Genomic DNA, 18,310 nt, shown 5'->3' with positions numbered 1-18,310 from the left:
TCAGCGGCACGATTGAACTGAAAGGAAAAAGACATGGCATTAGTGACATCCCTGGGCTCGGCGTCCGGGCTTCCATTGGCGACTTTACTGAGCAGCATCACGGTCTCGGAAAATGCGCCGCTGAACGCAATGACGCAGCAGCAGACTGCCTACAACACCAAATTGTCCGCATACGGCACCATTCAAAATGCATTGAGCACGCTGCAGACAGCGGCGGCGCAGCTGGGCAATCCGTCCCTGTTCCAGAATGTCACCACCACATCGAGCAGCACCAACGTGCTGAGCGCGACCGCAGCCTCTGGCGCCAGCACCGGCAGCGTCTCGGTTAACGTCACTCAACTGGCGCAGTCGCAGTCGCTGGCCGCTAACGGTGTCGCCAGCACTACCGCCGGCATCGGCACCGGCACGATAACTATAGACTTTGGCAGCATCACGGGCGGCAAGCTGGACCCGGTCACCGGGCAATACACCGGCGCCACGTTTGCTGCTGACAGCAGCCGTACGCCAACCACCATCACGATCGATTCCAGCAACAACACGCTGGCCGGAATTCGCGATGCGATCAACAAGAATACCGCGCTCGGCGTGACGGCGAGCATCGTCAACGATGGCGGCACTACGCCAAACCGCCTGGTGCTGACCTCCAACCAGAGCGGCGCCAGTTCCACCATGCGGATTTCGGTGAGCGGCGACTCCGCTTTGTCGAACCTCCTGGCGTATGATCCGGCCGGCACGCAAAACCTGCAGCAGACCGTGACAGGCCAGGATGCCAAGTTGACCGTGAATGGCATCGCCGTCACTAGCGCCAGCAATACCGTCAAGGAAGCGGTGCAGGGCGTCACCATGAACCTCAGTGCAATCGGCAGCACCACCTTGTCGCTGCAAAGCAATACCGCGACGGTGCAAGCCGCGATCACCAATTTCGTCACAGCCTACAACAGCCTGCAAAGCATAGCGAAGCAACTGACGGCGTTCAATACCACTGCGCAAACGCAATCGCCGCTGACCGGCGACTCCACCTTGCGCAATATCCAGACCCGTCTGCGCGATGCATTGAATACACCGCAACCAGCCAGCGGCAGCGGCGCACCGTTGACGATGCTGGCCCAGATCGGTGTGGCGTTCCAATCCGACGGCACCATCGCGGTTGATGCGACCAAGCTGACGGCCGCCTTGAGCACCAACCTGAGCGGCGTGCAAAACCTGTTTTCCAGCACTAGCGGCGCCACTGGTTTCGGCTCGCAGCTGTCGACACTGATTACCGGATTTTCGGCAACCAACGGCCCGCTGAAAGCGGCCACCGACGGCTTGAACACCACACTGAAGACGCTGGCGACACAGATGACCAGCACCCAGGCCCTGATCAGTACGACGATTGCCCGCTATACCACGCAATTTACCCAGCTCGATACGCTAATCGCCGGCATGAACCAAACCAGCAGTTATCTGACCCAGCAATTCGCAGCGCTTGATGGCAGTTCTTCCAAGTAAGGCGAGGACCATGTACACATCTTCCGTATTCACTCCAGCCGTCAATCCTGGCGCCCAGGCCTATGCCCGGGTAGGGATTGAAAGCGCGGTCATGAGCGCCTCGCCGCAGCAATTGGTGACGATGCTGTTCGATGGCGCCAAAGCCGCCATCAGCATGGCACGGCACCATATGGCGAATGGCGACATCGCCGCCAAGGGCAATGCCATTTCGAAGGCCGTCAGCATCATCGACAGCGGGCTCAAGGCTAGCCTGGATCACAGCAGCGGCGGCCCTGCCGAGGCTGAACTCGCGGCCAACCTGTCGGCCTTGTACGACTACATCAACCAGCGTCTCATGTATGCACATCTGAAGAACGATCCGGCCTTGCTGGAAGAGGCAGATCGGCTTCTGGAAAATATTGCATCGGCCTGGCGCGAGCTCGATGGTCGAACCAGGAACGTCGAGCCGGTAGGTAGCGTCGCTGGCCATTTGTCGTTAAGGGGATGATATTGACCGCTCAAGAGGAGATTATCCACTGCTACGAGCAGATTGCACCGTTGAGCAGCCGCATGCTGGAATTTGCACGCACGGGCAACTGGGACGGGCTGTCGCATCTGGGACGGCAATTTCGCGGCTACATCGATCGCCTCAAAGAGATTCAGCTGGAATTCCCGCTGGATCCTTCTCAACTGGCGCGCAAGCATGTGCTGTTGAGCAAGATACTGGCGGACGACGCCGCAATTCGTGACATCGTCACGCCAGAACTGGCGCAACTGAGCAACCTGCTGGGCAATATGCATCGGCAGCAGCACCTTAACCACGCCTACGGCCAGTAGCGTCGTCGCCAATGAACGGCGGCACGCCTCTTATCGACAAGTTGCTGGCGACGCCGGCAATGCAACGCTCGGACCTGGTGCCGCTGAAGGGGCAGCTGGCGTTGCTGCAACCTGATGCCGTCACCGATATCGAAGCTGGGGCCAACGATACCCGCCTGCCTTCGCGGGCGGGGATTGACCGCCAGCTTGGGGTCGATCCTGGCAATCCGACGCAAGCGGTCACTCAGCGGCCAGCGGCTACCAGCGAGCGCGGCGCCACGCTGAGTCCGGCCGCGCGCGTCATTAGCGAAATTCTCGGCGCCGCGCCGGCGCGTGTCGATCCGGTACGCGCCAGCGTACCGTTATGGACTGGCTCTGCGCCGCCCTTGCCGCCGCAATTGGCCGCGGCACTGTTGCAAGCAGTGGGCGACAGCGGCCTGTTTTACGAATCCCATTTATTGCAATTCGCCAGCGGCGAGCGCTCACTGGCGCAGTTGACGCAAGAGCCTCAGGCCGCTCTTGGCCAAGCCGCGCCGCAACGCAGCGGTGGCAGCACCGAGACTGTGCCGCAGCGGGGTAACCCGTTGCAGCCAATCGAGGAACAGGTGCTCAGATCCGACGAACCCATTGTTGCGGCAGGCAAGGTTGCTTTGCCGCTTCAAGCGGGGTCGCCGACGACAGTACAGCAGATTCCGGCATTCGCTAACGTAGCCGGGGCGCAGGCCAAGGAACCGCCATCATTGCCGGTGCAGTCAGGAGCACCGCAGCCGAACGACGAAACAGCGTCGACCAATCCGCGCGTGCAGGCAGGCGCCATCGATATCGCCGCGGCTTATCGCGTCGCCACCGGTGGCGACATGGGGGCTGCCATCGCGGCACGCATCCAGGAGCGAGCGGCTGCAGCGCCAGTCGCCAATAACGATCCACCGCCATCAAACACAACAGCGGCAAGCATGGTGCATCCAGAAGCAGTGCAACTGGTGCGCCAGCAATTGGAGCTGATGGCGCTATCGCAATTCCGTTGGAGCGGCGAAGCCTGGCCCCAGGCCAAAACTGAATGGGAAATTCAAGAACATGACCGGCGCCAGGAAAGTCCGGACGGCGCCGACGCTGCTCCGCGCCGCTGGAGTACCCGCCTCGCCATGACATTGCCGCGATTGGGCGCCATCGAATTGCGCCTCAGTATGCTGGGCGACAGCTGGCACGCCCATCTGGCAGTCGCGGACGAAGCTAGCCTGGCCTCCATGCGCGCCGACGGCGATCAATTGCGACAGCGTTTCCTTGCCGCAGGCATGCAGTTGAGCGGATTGCAACTGGCGAAAATGTCAGTGTCGACCAACGACAACACAAGCCAGGAAAAAAAATGATGACAATAATTAACAATTATATTAGGGTGATATTTGTTGCTCGGACAATAAAATTCGTCGAAGAATTATTGTTTGTGCAATCCGTGTGTAATCGGCGGCAAGATGAGTAGCAACGATATTGGGCGTCCGATTCGTCAAGGCGTGGTAGCGCTATCGCACGCGGATAAGGAAAAGGCGCCGTTGGTGGTAGCAAAGGGCTATGGAATGGTTGCCGATGCTATTATCCAGCGGGCACGTGAAAACGGTTTGTATGTGCACGCATCTCCGGATCTGGTGAATCTGTTGATGCATGTCGATCTGGATCAGCAAATCCCGCCGCAGCTATATGTGGCTGTCGCGGAGCTGCTGGCCTGGATCTATCGCCTGGAACACGGGTTGGAGCCTGGTTCTGCCTGAAACAGGCGCTTGAAGTTTGGAATTCGATGATTGTTTATTTGTTACTAAAACCCTTTCGGTAAATAGCCGCCAGTTTGAACGCATCGTGCGGATATTGATGAAATGAGGTCTGTTTGCCTGCATCACAGCAAAATGTGTGTATTTTGTAGATATTATTTGCTTTTCATATTGTGCGCGCTTGATCGTGGATCGATAATGCGCAGCCCCGAGTTGAGATTGTTCAAAGAGTCATGGATATGAAAGCTGCATCACCGATTCGGGTATTGATCGCAGATGATCATCGTATTGTCAGGCGAGGGCTGGAGCATATTCTGAATGCCAGCCCGGGTATTACCGTCATTGGAGAAGCCAGCGATTACGGCGGCATCACCGATATATTGAGAGAGCAGCAGTGCGATGTGCTGCTGTTGGATATATCCATGCCGGGCAAGGACGGCATCGAAATCCTGCATTTGCTCAAGAAGCGCGAACCGATGCTGCGCATCATGGTGCTCAGCAGCCATGCCCCTGAACAATTTGCGGTACGCGCCCTGAAGGCCGGCGCAGCCTCTTACCTGACCAAGGATGGCGCTCCGGATGAGCTGGTGGAAGCGGTGCGTGTTGTTGCACGCGGCCGCAAGTACATCAGCAAGAGTTTGGCGGAGTCGCTGGCCAACCACGTCATCGAAGAAGATGACCAGATGCCGCACGAACAACTTTCCAACCGCGAGTTCCAGACCGTCCGCATGATTGCCTCCGGCCAGACGCGGACCGAGATCGCCAAAAGCCTGTCCATCAGTCCCAAAACCGTCAGCGTCTATCGCTCGCGGGTGTTTGAAAAAATGGGGGTGCGGACCAATGCCGAACTAACCCACTACGCCATCAAACACGGCCTACTCGAATGAGGGATTCTCCAAACCTACTGCGCGACTCACTGTCAGGTCTGCGATGCTCGCTGTACTTCAGTACAGCTGCGCTTCTCGACCAGACAGTAAGCCGCTCGCTACGGTTTTGAGAACCCCTCGGGACTTCTGTGGGACACATTCATTCCGTTTATTTGTATTGTGATGCTCGCTGCGCTTTGCGCAGCTTTGCTTGACTGTCATTTTTCGCGTGAATGCTTTGCATGACGATTTGCACTGCGCTGTTTTCATGTGCTGAATAGAAGGGTGTTTCATGCCCTTTTTGCGGCATCGCTTGGACCTGCTTCTGTTTATATTGATTTACTTCACGTGCTTCGTCTGAGGCCAAATTTTGGGGTAGAGCCCAGTGTTTGGCGCGCAAGCAAGTGCACTTCAATTTATCAAGGATCAAGTTCATGACGCTTGCTGCTCAAACGCCTACACCGATGCATCGGCCATCTACCCATAGCGATGTCGCCGGACACGAATTCCTGACCTTCACGCTGGGCAAGGAAGAGTACGGGATCGATATTCTCAAAGTGCAGGAATTACGCGGCTACGACAGTGTGACGCAGATTGCTAACGCGCCCGATTTTCTGAAAGGCGTGGTCAATCTGCGAGGCGTCATCACGCCCATCATCGACATGCGTATCAAGTTCAAACTGGATGCCGCCAGCTACGACCAGTTCACCGTTGTCATCATCCTTCATCTCGGTCAGCGCACCGTCGGCATGGTGGTCGATGGCGTCTCCGATGTGATCACGCTATCGACAGAACAAATCAAGCCGGCGCCGGAAATGGGCACGGTATTCAATACCGACTACCTGATCGGTTTGGGGACGCTGGACGACCGCATGCTGATCCTGCTCGATATCGACAAACTGATGTCGAGCGAGGAAATCGGGCTGATCGACAAGCTGGCAGCCTGATATCGCAATGCGCGGCTGCACCGCGCCTGCTAACGAAGGACCGGGACGGAGTGCTCGGCAGAATCTTTGGGATTGGGGAGACAAGATGGCGTTGGCAAATACAAGAATAGGGGTAAGGCTCGCAATGGGCTTTACGTTGATATTGCTGTTGGTGGTGGTAATTACCGGTATCGGCATCTGGCGTTTGCAGCAGACCGGCGCGGCGGTCGAGACCATGGTGTCGAAATTTCTGGTGCGTGAAAGACTTGCTTCGGATTGGCAGGATGCGGTGACTGTCAATGCGGTACGGACGATGGCCGTGGTGCGTAGCGACGACAAAAAAGCGCAACAGACATTTCAGGCGGAAATGGCGGCTACCTCCGAACTGGCATCGCAATTGCAGACCAAGCTGCACGAACTATCCAACGAAAGAGGTCGCCAGGCGCTGGGGGAAATCGCCGCCGCCCGTGCCGCCTATATCGAACTGCGGGAAAGCGTGCTGACCACGCGCCAGTATGGCAGCGCCGAAGCCGCCAGCGCGATGGTCGAGAAGGATCTGGATCCGGCACGCAAGGAATACATGACAAAGCTGCAGAAATTTGTCGATATCCAGCGCAAGGCGATCGACGATGAGGCGCTGCAAATCGAAGCCAACTATCGCTCCGGCAGAATCCTGCTGATAGCGTTTGGCGGCCTGGCGATCATTCTTGGAGCTTTGCTTTCCTGGCGCCTTACCGCAGGCATCGTCCTGCCTTTGCAGGCGGCAGTCGCAGTGGCGCGGCGGGTGGCCGCAGGCGATTTGAGCTCCACGATAGAGGTCACGTCGAGCGACGAAACTGGCCAGCTGTTGCAGGGCATTAAAGACATGAACCTGGCATTGCAAGATACTGTCAGCCGGGTGCGCAACGGCACCGATAGCATCGTGACAGCCTCGCGCCAGATAGCAGCCGGCAATCTCGATTTATCCAGCCGCACTGAACAGCAGGCCGCCAGCCTTGAGCAAACCGCGGCATCGATGGAGCAATTGACCTCCACCGTTAAGCAAAATGCCGACAATGCGCGACAAGCCAATCAACTGGCTGAAAATGCATCGTCGGTAGCGCTCGGCGGCGGTCAGCTGGTGTCGGAGGTGGTCGCCACCATGACCCAGATTAAGGAAAGTTCACACAAGATTAGCGATATTATTGGCGTCATCGACGGCATTGCTTTTCAGACAAATATTCTGGCATTGAACGCTGCTGTGGAAGCCGCCCGCGCCGGCGAACAGGGGCGCGGTTTTGCGGTGGTGGCGGCCGAGGTGCGCAACCTTGCGCAGCGTTCCGCAGTGGCAGCCAAGGACATCAAACAGCTGATTGGCGATTCGGTTGACAAGGTCGATGCCGGCAACAGGCAAGTCGACGCCGCCGGCAAGACCATGAGCGAGATTGTCGCTTCAATTCGGCGCGTGGTTGACATCATGGCGGAAATCTCGGCGGCCAGTGCCGAGCAAAGCAGCGGGATCGAGCAAGTCAACCAGGCTGTGGTGCAAATGGATCAGGCTACACAACAGAACGCTGCCCTGGTGGAAGAAGCTGCTGCGGCTGCGCACAGCTTGCAGGAGCAGGCCGACGAATTATTGCAGGCGGTGCGTATTTTCCGCCTGGCGGATGACATTGAAACACCTCGTCCAGGCAGCACGGAAAAGGAAACTGTCGTATCGTTGCCAACCAATCAGGAGTCGACGGAATCACGATTTGATCATATCAATAAGTCATCGTTACTGGTCGTTGAAAATTGACATCCCGTCTAGCTGAACGATGCGGGATAATAGCAAACACGCTTATGCCGGATTGGCGACAGAACCCATGTCGCTGATCGGCACAAAGTATTGTGGCGGTAACATCCGCCACGGTTTCCAATAGACTGTATGCCCATCGTAATGCAAAGATTTAGCTCTGCCTGGCGTTTGCTGCTAGCCGCTTCAAAGACGGAAAACATCTTCTGTGGCTCGCGCTTCATGCGCCTTGTGTATGCCATGATACTGACGGCCATCCTTGTCATTGCCTACATCTGGCTGTATGCCGGTTATCAAATCGGTTCCGACTACGACCGCGACGTCCGTGCCATCCAGCTCAGCCATACTGTTGCCGTGCGCGATTTCGCGCAGCGCCTGGTGCGCTCAGTCGACGAGCGTGATCGGCTGTTGAAGCTGATGCGCGACGATTACCAGAATAATGGCGGCAAGATTGACCTGCAACGCTACACAAAAATATTCGGGAGCTTGTATAGCCAGTTGAGTGTTGTCGACAGCGACGGGCGGGTGGTTGCCTCCACCAGCCAGGCTGCGCCGGCAGGTTCCGACTGGCATGCGAATGACTTGTATGTGTCCCATCGCGACCATCTGGACGATGGCTTGCGGATTGCCCAACCGCGTAAATTGCCTGGCACCGACCAGTGGGTGATGCGCATGGCGCGGCGTATTTTTTCCGCATCGGGCGACTTTGCCGGAATTGTGGAACTGGTGTTCGCGGTTGACCAGATGCCGGCGATGTATGCGTCGGTCGGCATGACTCAGGCCGGAGAACGATTGTCGGCTGGCGGCGATGGCATCGCCAGCGACGCGTCATCGGTGAAAGGACGCATGATTCTGCGTCGCATCGATGAGACGATCACGGAGCTCGACGACAATGAATTGAGCACAAGCCATCTGTTCGCCGGTTCGCAAGTGATTGACGAACAGCACTTGTGGGTGTCGCGCAAGCTCGAACCTTATCCGCTCCTGCTGTCCGTGAAGCTACCCGATCCGGAGCCGTTGCCGGTCCAGGAAAGACCCAACCTGATTGGTTACATCATGTATGCGGGGGTGCCGTCGCTGCTGATCCTGCTGTTGATTACGCTGACTTACCGCACCATTCGCCGTCAATATGAAGTGGTACGCAAGTATGACTCGCTGCGGCGTCGCGCCAGCGATTCAAATAAGAAAAAATCGCGTTTCCTTGCTACTGTGGTGCATGAATTACGTACTCCCCTGAGTGGCGTCCACGGCTATTCCGAGCTGGTGCGCGACACCAGCAGCGATCCGCAAAGCCGCGAATTCGGCGACCTGATCCATCAAAGCGCGATCTATCTGCACGGCTTGTTGAATACGCTGTTCGACCTGGCTCGCATAGAAGCCGGCCGGGTGGTGATATTCCATGAAAATATCGACACGCTGCATTATTTCGAATATATCGGATCGATGCACAAGATCAATGCCGATAAAAAGGGATTGACCTTCCAGATGCGCTTGGCGCCTGACCTGCCGAGCAATTTCCTGTGCGATCGCGTCAGGCTGTCGCAAATCCTCAATAACATGCTCGATAACGCCATCAAATTTACCGTGACTGGCGGCGTTATCATTGAGGTCACCACCGTGCGCGAAAAACTCAAGATCCGGGTGCTGGATACCGGACCAGGGATATCCAAGAGCGAACTGAAACATCTGTTCGAATATTTCTACCAGACCGAATCGGTAAGGGCCGGACGTGGGCGCGGCTTGGGCCTGGGCTTGTCGCTGGCCAAGGAGTTTACCGACTTGATCCGCGGCAGCATCCGTATTGAATCCGAGGTAGGCGTCGGGACGGTGGTGAATCTGAGCATACCTTTGAATGTTCGCTAAATGCGCGAAATCCAGATTCCAACGCGGCTGACGCCAGATCCGGCTACACTGGATCCCAGTCATGCTACTGTGACGTTTGAACAGGCGACTAGACCTGACGGACTGAACAGCGATCGACGTTGAAGCCAATACAATTTGTCCTGCGGGCTCTTGGTTTTTCCCCGTGTTTTACCATTCTGCAACGACTGATGCCAGGGCAGCCTATCTTCTCCTTGCTTGGGAGGTGGTAATGCGTTCCGCGTTAATTCTTGTGGTCGAGGATCATCCGATCAATCGGCGTCTGTTGCAGGCACAACTGGCGAGCGAGGGTTGGCAGAGCGAACTGGTCGCTACCGGCGCCGAGGCTTTGCTGTGGCTGGAGCATACGAGGCCGATCGCAGTGATTACCGACTATGTGCTGGAAGACATGACGGGCGTCGAACTGCTACACCGCGTCAGGCGTTGGGAAACCGACACACCGGGAGCGCCACCGATCCCGATGATCTTGTACAGCGGCATGCCGCTTGACTATCTGCAGAGCGAATCGCGCGGCCTGGATTGCCGCGCCATCATCACCAAGCCGGTCAGCCGCGCGCAGTTGCGGCAAGCGCTGGCGCCCTTGTTCAGCGTTCCCGAAACCCCGCCATTCACATCATCGATGCCCGACGACTTATTGATCGAGTTACTGCAATTTGGCTATCAACAGCTGCCAGGTCTGCGGCAAAGCCTTGCAAACCGGCAGTTCCAGGAAGCGGCCAGCATCGCGCACGGCCTGCACGGTGCGGCCGCAGTGTTGAAGCAAACGGAAATTGCACAATACGCTGCCGAAATTGAAAATCGCGTACGACAAAATCCATTCGAGTCGCTGGATGCCGTTTTTGCCAGTCTGCAAACCGCGTTGGACCGCTTGGGCCGGCAAATCAAGGCGCGCCAAGGGACGTTGTCGGCCTGACGGTCCTTCCTTCCTTCCTTCCTTCCTTCCTTCCTTCCTTCCTTCCTTCCTTCCTTCCTTCCTTCCTTCCTTCATCTGTGTGATTTGCCTGCGCCCGCAGCACGGCACATGCGTAGGAATAGTTCCTACACCTGAAGCGTCAAATATTTCGTCCATATCGAGAAGATTACCGACTTATTTCCTTTTGGAAATATTCGATAATTGTTCTGCAGTAACACAGAGAAGACAAATATTAAAAGATTGCTCGCCAGTTGCCGTAAACACTCATAGGTAGTTTCAGTTCAGGGAGAAATGCATGAACAGTAATGGATTTGTTAACGAGATAAGCGAAGTAAACTTGTCTTATCTTCTGCTTGCGCAGCGCTTGCTGCGTGAGGACCGGGCAACCGCGATGTTCCGCATGGGACTTAGCAAAGAGCTCGCCGAGCTGCTGGGAAACCTGTCGTTGTCGCAAGTGGTGAAGCTGGCCGCGTCAAGCCTGCTGCTGTGCCGCTTCAGGTTCGATGACCATGCGATTCTTTCCTCACTGACCCATAGCGACAAAGACAATGCGCTGCAACAGGCGCATGCATCGATCCTGCTGGCCGGCCAGCCGCTTGAGGAGCTCAGCTGATGTATTCCTTGCCAGCGCTCGCCGTCATCGGCGTCTTGTTTTCGGATGCGGTGCATCATGGCCACTAGCAAAAGCGTGATCCTGGAAGCCCAGGAAATCCAGTTGGCGATCGATCTCATCAAACTCGGTGCACGCCTGCAATTCCTGGAAGCCGAAACCTCCCTGAGTCGCGATCGCCTGATCAGGCTGTACAAGGAAATCAAAGGAATTTCTCCGCCCAAGGGTTTGCTGCCTTTTTCGACCGATTGGTTCATGACCTGGTTGTCGAATATCCATTCATCGATGTTTTACAACATCTATCGCTTCATGCTGACGCATGGGGACGGCGAGAAGATCGCTGCCGTGATCAAGAGCTATCGCTTGTACCTGGAGCAAGTCGAGCGTCAGGATGGCAAGCCGGTGCTCGATTTCACGCGCGCCTGGACCCTGACCCGTTTCTTCGACAGCGGCATGCTGCAGCTCAGCACCTGCAACCGTTGCCGCGGTCAGTTCGTCGCGCATGCGCACGATCCGCAAAATGGCTTCGTCTGCGTACTGTGCCGGCCGCCATCGCGCGCCGGTAAAACCCGCAAGCTGGCGAATGTAGAGGAAGGGGATTGTCTGCCGCAGGGCGTCGGTCCGCACAACACCACTTATCTGCCGTTGCCGAAACGCAGTGTTGTCATCGCCAAGGGCAGCGCAGCCTGAAGACGGTTTCATTTGCGGCGCCATTGTGTGCCGCCGTTGTGTGTATTTCGTGCACTTGCACAGGATTTATTTCAAGGGGAATTACAAGTGCTAGTTTTTGTTGGCTATATCGTCGTGCTCGCTTCCGTCTTCGGCGGCTATGCCTTGATGGGCGGGCACCTTGGCGTGCTGTTTCAACCGATTGAATTGCTGATGATCGGCGGCGCCGGTGTCGGCGCCTTCGTGGTCGGTAACGACGGCAAGGCCATCATGGCCACGCTCAAGGAATTGCCGAAACTGCTGCGCAGCTCCAAGCACGACAAGGCGCTCTACATGGAGCTGATGGCGCTGCTCTATGTGCTGCTGGCAAAAGCCCGCAAGGATGGCATGCTGGCGCTGGAAGCCGATATCGACGATCCAGCCAACAGCCCGATTTTTGCGCAGTATCCGCTGATCCAGCACGATCCGCGCGTGATCGAATTCCTGACCGATTATCTGCGCCTGATCGTCAGCGGCAACATGGATGCCTTCGAAATCGAGGCATTGATGGACCACGAAATCGAGACGTACAAGCACGAAGCCGAAGTGCCGGCGCACAGCCTGGCCAAGGTCGGCGATGCGCTGCCGGCGTTCGGCATCGTGGCGGCGGTGATGGGGGTGGTGCATGCGCTTGCCAACGCCAATCTGCCGCCCGCAGAAATGGGCGAGTTGATCGCGCATGCGATGGTCGGCACCTTCCTTGGCATCTTGCTGGCATACGGATTCGTGTCGCCGCTGGCGACTTTGATTGAACATCAGGTAGTCGAGTCAACCAAGATGTATCAATGCATCAAGGTGACCTTGCTGGCCAATCTCAACGGCTATGCGCCGCAACTGGCGGTGGAGTTTGGCCGCAAGGTGCTGTTTTCGACCGAGCGCCCCTCGTTTACTGAATTGGATGAACATGTACGTCAAGTCAAGGCTCGCTAGTTTATTCCGCTGCGAGACGGAGGCGGCATGAATAAGGAAAAGTCACGCATCATCGTCAAGCGTGTCGTCGGCGGCAAGCACCAGGCGCACGGCGGCAGCTGGAAGATCGCCTATGCCGATTTCATGACCGCGATGATGGCGTTCTTCCTGGTGATGTGGTTGTTGTCGATTGCTTCGCCCAAGCAGCGCGAAGGCATCGCCGAGTATTTCAACATGCCACTCAAGGTTGCGCTCACCGGCGGTCAGAAAACCAGCACCAGCAGCAGCGTGATTCCTGGTGGCGGAAAAGATCATATGGAAATTGATGGCGAGGTCAAACGCAACAATGCCGACGCCGTCGATACCGAGCGTTTGCGTGATTTGAAGCGGCGGCTGGAGCAGGTGATTGACGCCAATCCAGTGCTCAAGCAGTTCCGGCCGCAGCTATTGATCGATATCACCAGCGAGGGCTTGCGGATCCAGATCGTCGACAGCCGCAACCGGCCGATGTTCGATCTGGCCAGCGCCAAGGTGGAACCCTACATGAGTGTGATCTTGCGCGAGATCGGGCCGGTGTTGAATGAGCTGCCGAACAAGATCACGCTGGCAGGGCATACCGACGCCACGCCTTATGTGCTCGGCGCCAAATCCTACAGCAACTGGGAGCTGTCGGCCGACCGCGCCAATGCTTCGCGGCGTGAATTGATCGCCGGCGGCATGAATGAGGAAAAGACCTTGCGTGTGATGGGAGTGGCGTCAACCATGAACCTGAACAAGGCCGATCCGCTGGACCCGGTCAATCGCCGCATCAGCATCATTGTGCTGAATCGGCGCGCCCAGGCGCAGATCGAACAGGAAAACGCTACTGGCGGCAACACGGGGCTCAAGGTCGACAGCCAGAAGGATGCGGTCAACCAGATCCGCGAGAGCGCGCCAGGTGCCGTTGACGGCAACAAAGTTGGATCCGAAAAACCGCAGGCGGGAAACTGACATGACGACAAAGACGATTCTGGTGGTGGACGATTCGGCGGTGATGCGCAAATTGATTTCGACGGCTTTGGCAGACGAAAATTATCAGGTGCTGCTGGCCGCCGATGGCAAGGCAGCGCTGGAGCAAGCGGCCAAGGCCGACGCCGACCTGGTGCTGACCGACTGGAACATGCCAACCATGGATGGCCATCAACTGATTCGCGCTTTGCGCCAATTGGATAGTTATGCTGCAACGCCGATCCTGGTGCTTACTACCGAGGCCAGCGATGTCGGCAAGGCTGATGCGCGCGCAGCAGGAGCCAGCGGTTGGTTGAGAAAGCCGGTCGAGCCGGCGATGCTGCTTGAAGTAGTAGCCAGTTTGTTGGACGTGGAATAGCGATGTCCAGATAGAGGGCACTGTTGAATCCTCGATCGCACATCAGACAATGCAGCAAGGAGAATACAAACGATATGGATATTACCGAGTTTTATCAGACCTTTTTTGAAGAAGCCGACGAATTGCTGGCGGAGATGGAGCAGCTGTTGCTGGGCCTGGATATCGAGGCGCCGGACAGCGAGCATCTGAACGCGATATTTCGTGCCGCGCATTCGATCAAGGGCGGCGCCGCCACATTCGGCTTTGTCGCGCTGACCGATACCACGCATCTCCTGGAAAATTTACTGGACCGTGCCCGTCACAATGAAATACGACTGCGCAAGGAAATGATCGATGCCTTTTTGGAAACCAAAGACGTGCTACAAGAACAGTTAAGTGCTTATCGGGCAGGTGGCGAGCCAGAACCCGAGATGGTCGCGCGTATTTGCGCGGTATTGCAACAGCTGGCGCAAGAGGAAAGTGGCGGGACGGCCGCGCCGACAGTTGCAGCAGCGCCTGCGGTTGTGGTGGCGCCGGTAGCACCGGCACCGGCTGCTGCCTCGGCCAACCCGCGCCTGCGGGTGCGCTTTTCGAAAGTCTCCGAAAGCGATCGCAAGCTGCTGGCTGCCGAACTGGAAAACCTTGGTGAAGTGGTGGCACAGACGCAAGGAGAAGATAGCCTGACCTTGTGGCTGGAAACCAGCTGCCAGGCCGACGACATCATCGCCGTGTGCTGCTTCATCATCGATATCGACCAGATCGACATCGTCCAGGAAGCGGCTGCGGAAGAACCGTCCGGTGCACCGGCGACAGCTGCAGTGGATACCGCTCCTGAATCAGAGGTAGCGGCTCTTGCCAGCAATGTAGTTCCGATCGTTGCAGCGCCTGCGGCGCAGAAGACTACTCCCGCTACAGCCAGCACAACGGCTGCGGCTGCGGCGCCCAAAGAGTCTAGTTCGATCCGCGTCGATGTCGAAAAGGTCGACCAGATCATCAACCTGGTCGGCGAGCTGGTCATTACTCAATCGATGTTGGCGCAGACCGCATCGATGCTCGATCCGGTGCTGCATGACCGCCTGTTGAACGGCATGGGGCAGTTGGAGCGCAACGCCCGCGATCTGCAGGAATCGGTGATGTCGATCCGCATGATGCAAATGGATTATGTGTTCAGCCGCTTCCCGCGCCTGGTGCGCGACCTGACCGACAAGCTCGGCAAGCAGGTACAGCTGGTGACCTTCGGCAAGGCCACGGAACTGGACAAGAGCCTGATCGAAAGAATTGTCGATCCGCTCACACACTTGGTGCGCAACAGTCTCGATCACGGTATCGAAAAGGCCGAGCAGCGGATAGCCGCAGGCAAGGACCCGGTCGGTCAGCTGTTGCTGTCGGCGCAGCATCAAGGTGGCAACATCGTGATCGAGGTCAGCGACGACGGCGCCGGCCTGAATCGCGAGAGGATCCTGGCCAAGGCGATCCAGCAAGGCATGACGATCAGCGACACGATTACCGACGACGAAGTCTGGCAATTGATTTTCGCGCCGGGATTCTCGACCGCCGAGAAAATCACCGATGTCTCCGGCCGTGGCGTCGGCATGGATGTGGTCAAGCGCAATATCCAGGAAATGGGCGGCCATGTCGAAATTTCCTCGCGCCAGGGCAACGGCACCACCACCAAGATCGTCTTGCCGTTGACGTTGGCGATCCTCGATGGCATGTCCGTCAAGGTCGGTAACGAGGTCTATATCCTGCCGCTCAACTACGTGATTGAATCCCTGCAGCCACGCGCCGAGGATATCCATTCGGTGACCAACGATGAGCAAGTACTGCATGTGCGCGGTGAATATTTGCCGCTGACTGAACTGCATCGCGTTTTCAATGTCACAGATGCGCGCACTGATCCGACACAAGGCATTGTGGTGATCTTGCATGGCGAAGGAAAGCGTTTTGCGTTGCTGGTAGATCAACTGGTTGGCCAGCACCAGGTGGTTGTGAAAAATCTGGAAACCAATTATCGCAAGGTGCCGGGAATTTCCGCTGCGACCATCCTTGGCGACGGTAGCGTTGCCCTGATTGTTGACGTGGCTGCGCTGCAACGTGCAAACCGCGACAAGGCGCCGCTGCTGGCAGCGGCCTGAGCGCCAGGAACACCGAAAGTTTTTATCAAAGTAATTCCGGGCGACGTCGCTGACGCCAGTCAATCGCGCAGCGCTCGCCCGGGAGTTTCTTCAGAGAGAGAATCAAATGTCGAATGATCACAACAAGATGTTGGCTGGGCAAGACGAATCCGAGGGACAAAAATTCCTGGTGTTCACGCTCGGCAGCGAGGAGTACGGGATCGATATCCTGAAAGTGCAGGAAATTCGCGACTACGAGGCAGTCACGCGGATAGCGCACGCGCCGGACTTCATCAAGGGCGTCACCAATCTGCGCGGCATCATCGTGCCGATCGTCGATTTGCGGATCAAGTTCCGGCTTGAAAATATCCAGTACAACCACCAGACAGTGGTGATCATTCTCAACATCGCCGATCGCGTTGTTGGAATACTGGTCGATGGCGTTTCCGACGTATTGACGCTGAACCGCGATGAAATCAAACCGGCGCCGGAATTCGGCTCTGCGTTGTCGGCGGAGTATCTGACCGGCCTCGGCACCGTCGAGCAACGCATGCTGATTTTGATCGATATAGAAAAACTCATGTGCAGCGAAGACATGGCTCTGTTCGAGACAGCCGCCGCATAACGATGTTGCTTGAGGGGACCTCGAAAAACCGTAGCGAACGTTGCAAGGTGACGAATTAAAAATACAGGAACTCAAGATGAAAATTACAGACAGTCAATGGCAAACGCTGGAGCCCCTATTGCTGGGGAAACAGGGGGATCCTGGCGCCAGAGGCAGGGACAATCGCTTGTTTATCGACGCCGTGCTTTGGATCATCAGCAACAAGGCGATCTGGCGCAGTTTGCCGGCTGAGTTCGGCAAATGGAACACCACTTATATGCGTTTCAGACGATGGAACGAATGCGATATCTGGCGGCAGGTGCAGCAAAGCCTGTATGGCGATCCCGAGTTGCTGGCGATGTTTGGTGAAATCGTGGTGCACGGCGATCAGCAGACAGGACGTATCCGGGACCGGATTGCCAGGCGCGCGCAGAAACTGGTTTACAACGCATCGCTGGGAAAGATGGATGGCCGCGGCAAAAAAACACAGCAGTCCGATGACTCCACTTCGCACTGGGTCGGATTAGTGATGCGGGGAGCTGCGCTGTAATAGAAGGCCGGAAATCGTTCGCGATTTTCAAGAAAAAAATCAGAAAAACAGTTCAACAAACTCGATATTTGCGCTTCAAGAAAACCAGGCAGCGTCCGTTAATACAGTAAACGGAGGCCTAGTCGGGTCGAAGATAGACGCAAATATTTTGAGGATGTCATGAACAAGGAACTGTCTGCAAGATACTCGCTGTCAGCGATTGCTGCCGCGGTAATGCTCTTGGTCGCCGGCTGTGGCGGCGGTGGTGGCGGCAGCAGCAATTCGAGCCCGACCGTCCCTGCGGTGCCAACTACGCCGCCGAATACCGAAAGCGGCAACGCCATACCGACCACGCCAGTAGTAAAACCGCCGGTTGCGCCGGCGATGCTGAACGTGACTGATCCGAGTAATGTCAATGCCGCTCGTGCGCAAGGTATCACTGGTGCCGGCGTGACGGTCGGCGTGGTCGACACCGACTTCCAGGTCGACAGCACGCAGTTGGCTGGACGCATTGTCAAGACGGTGTATACGCCAAATGGCGCCAACGGCAATACTCATGGTACTGAGGTCGCTGAAATACTGGCCGGCAGTACGCTTGGCGTCGCCCCAGGGGTTGCCATACAGGCTGCCGCTGCAGGGATCGGCAGCAGCAGTGTGATGCTTAATAGCCAGATCTATCAGGATCTGTTCGCCAAGGGTGTGCGCATCTTCAATCAGTCGAGTGGTATCAGTGCAAATGGCGCCTCGATATCGCAAGCGCAGAGCCTGTATAACTTGTTCCAGCCGTATGTAAGCCAGAAGGGTTTGTTCATTTGGTCTACCGGCAATGAAGGCGGCGCGCAGCCAACCCTGAACGCCAACTTGCCGACACTCTTTCCCGACCTGCAAACCGGCTGGATCGCCGTCACCGCCGTCAACGGCGCCGGCGGCAGCAGTGGCTACGCGGCCAGCGACACCGTGCCAGGTGTGATCTCCAGCTACGCCAACCGCTGCGGCCTGGCCGCCAACTGGTGCCTGGCGGCAGCCGGCGATTTCGTCTCCAATGTCGCCGGCGCACGCGTCTACGGCACCTCGTTTGCCGCCCC

Annotated in this window: 20 protein-coding genes; 19 read left to right on the top strand and 1 reads right to left on the bottom strand. The window is 57.0% G+C overall.

Annotated features, from left to right (window positions below; genetic code table 11):
* Positions 1-33: 33 nt before the first annotated feature.
* From fliD to ACIPF8_RS21880, 6 genes are all read left to right on the top strand, one after another.
* Positions 34-1,491 (top strand): flagellar filament capping protein FliD, encoded by a 1,458-nt coding sequence (fliD, locus tag ACIPF8_RS21905; protein WP_400425340.1) that lies wholly within the window; start codon positions 34-36, stop codon positions 1,489-1,491.
* 10 nt (positions 1,492-1,501) lie between these two features.
* Complete coding sequence (gene fliS, locus ACIPF8_RS21900) at positions 1,502-1,978, top strand: flagellar export chaperone FliS (protein ID WP_400425337.1); 477 nt, start codon at positions 1,502-1,504, stop codon at positions 1,976-1,978.
* Between the two features lie 2 nt (positions 1,979-1,980).
* Positions 1,981-2,307: a flagellar protein FliT gene (locus ACIPF8_RS21895; RefSeq protein ID WP_400425334.1), complete on the top strand. Its 327-nt coding sequence runs from the start codon at positions 1,981-1,983 to the stop codon at positions 2,305-2,307.
* An 11-nt stretch (positions 2,308-2,318) separates the two neighbouring features.
* Positions 2,319-3,653, top strand: coding sequence for a flagellar hook-length control protein FliK (locus ACIPF8_RS21890; RefSeq protein ID WP_400425331.1), 1,335 nt, complete (start codon positions 2,319-2,321; stop codon positions 3,651-3,653).
* 102 nt (positions 3,654-3,755) lie between these two features.
* Complete coding sequence (locus tag ACIPF8_RS21885; RefSeq protein WP_400425328.1) at positions 3,756-4,049, top strand: EscU/YscU/HrcU family type III secretion system export apparatus switch protein; 294 nt, start codon at positions 3,756-3,758, stop codon at positions 4,047-4,049.
* Positions 4,050-4,285: 236 nt separating this feature from the next.
* Positions 4,286-4,933 carry a response regulator gene (locus tag ACIPF8_RS21880; protein ID WP_400425325.1) on the top strand — a complete coding sequence of 216 codons (648 nt, stop codon included), beginning with the start codon at positions 4,286-4,288 and terminating at the stop codon, positions 4,931-4,933.
* 148 nt (positions 4,934-5,081) lie between these two features.
* On the opposite strand, the gene ACIPF8_RS21875 is transcribed toward ACIPF8_RS21880, so the two are convergent.
* Positions 5,082-5,348, bottom strand: a complete 267-nt coding sequence (locus ACIPF8_RS21875) for a hypothetical protein (protein ID WP_400425323.1) — start codon at positions 5,346-5,348, stop codon at positions 5,082-5,084.
* Between ACIPF8_RS21875 and ACIPF8_RS21870 the strand changes: the two genes are divergently transcribed.
* The 13 genes from ACIPF8_RS21870 to ACIPF8_RS21810 form a co-directional block, all read left to right on the top strand.
* Entirely contained in the window at positions 5,347-5,859 is a 513-nt protein-coding gene (locus ACIPF8_RS21870) for a chemotaxis protein CheW (RefSeq protein WP_400425320.1), read from the top strand. The two genes, ACIPF8_RS21875 and ACIPF8_RS21870, sit on opposite strands and share 2 nt — an antisense overlap.
* A gap of 124 nt (positions 5,860-5,983) precedes the next feature.
* Positions 5,984-7,615 carry a methyl-accepting chemotaxis protein gene (locus ACIPF8_RS21865; RefSeq protein ID WP_400425317.1) on the top strand — a complete coding sequence of 544 codons (1,632 nt, stop codon included), beginning with the start codon at positions 5,984-5,986 and terminating at the stop codon, positions 7,613-7,615.
* Between the two features lie 237 nt (positions 7,616-7,852).
* Entirely contained in the window at positions 7,853-9,475 is a 1,623-nt protein-coding gene (locus tag ACIPF8_RS21860) for an ATP-binding protein (protein WP_400425314.1), read from the top strand.
* 229 nt (positions 9,476-9,704) lie between these two features.
* Complete coding sequence (locus ACIPF8_RS21855) at positions 9,705-10,406, top strand: response regulator (RefSeq protein WP_400425311.1); 702 nt, start codon at positions 9,705-9,707, stop codon at positions 10,404-10,406.
* A gap of 295 nt (positions 10,407-10,701) precedes the next feature.
* Positions 10,702-11,019, top strand: coding sequence for a flagellar transcriptional regulator FlhD (flhD, locus tag ACIPF8_RS21850; RefSeq protein WP_400425308.1), 318 nt, complete (start codon positions 10,702-10,704; stop codon positions 11,017-11,019).
* 57 nt (positions 11,020-11,076) lie between these two features.
* Entirely contained in the window at positions 11,077-11,706 is a 630-nt protein-coding gene (flhC, locus tag ACIPF8_RS21845; RefSeq protein ID WP_400425305.1) for a flagellar transcriptional regulator FlhC, read from the top strand.
* 87 nt (positions 11,707-11,793) lie between these two features.
* Positions 11,794-12,654 carry a flagellar motor stator protein MotA gene (motA, locus tag ACIPF8_RS21840; RefSeq protein WP_400425302.1) on the top strand — a complete coding sequence of 287 codons (861 nt, stop codon included), beginning with the start codon at positions 11,794-11,796 and terminating at the stop codon, positions 12,652-12,654.
* A 27-nt stretch (positions 12,655-12,681) separates the two neighbouring features.
* Positions 12,682-13,623 (top strand): flagellar motor protein MotB, encoded by a 942-nt coding sequence (gene motB / locus ACIPF8_RS21835; protein WP_400425299.1) that lies wholly within the window; start codon positions 12,682-12,684, stop codon positions 13,621-13,623.
* Position 13,624: 1 nt separating this feature from the next.
* Positions 13,625-13,999 carry a response regulator gene (locus ACIPF8_RS21830; RefSeq protein ID WP_400425296.1) on the top strand — a complete coding sequence of 125 codons (375 nt, stop codon included), beginning with the start codon at positions 13,625-13,627 and terminating at the stop codon, positions 13,997-13,999.
* A gap of 74 nt (positions 14,000-14,073) precedes the next feature.
* On the top strand, positions 14,074-16,113 hold the full coding sequence (gene cheA, locus ACIPF8_RS21825) for a chemotaxis protein CheA (RefSeq protein WP_400425294.1): 2,040 nt from the start codon (positions 14,074-14,076) through the stop codon (positions 16,111-16,113).
* 106 nt (positions 16,114-16,219) lie between these two features.
* Positions 16,220-16,717, top strand: a complete 498-nt coding sequence (locus ACIPF8_RS21820) for a chemotaxis protein CheW (RefSeq protein WP_400425291.1) — start codon at positions 16,220-16,222, stop codon at positions 16,715-16,717.
* A gap of 40 nt (positions 16,718-16,757) precedes the next feature.
* Positions 16,758-17,246 (top strand): transposase, encoded by a 489-nt coding sequence (locus tag ACIPF8_RS21815; protein WP_400425288.1) that lies wholly within the window; start codon positions 16,758-16,760, stop codon positions 17,244-17,246.
* A gap of 159 nt (positions 17,247-17,405) precedes the next feature.
* Positions 17,406-18,310: S8 family peptidase (locus ACIPF8_RS21810; RefSeq protein WP_400425285.1), on the top strand; the 905-nt coding region annotated here is incomplete at its 3' end.

It is taken from the genome of Collimonas sp. NPDC087041 (genome assembly GCF_044745265.1).
Classification (GTDB): domain Bacteria; phylum Pseudomonadota; class Gammaproteobacteria; order Burkholderiales; family Burkholderiaceae_D; genus Collimonas.
Note: the sequence above shows the minus strand (reverse complement) of the source record. Positions and strands in the feature narration are given on the sequence as shown.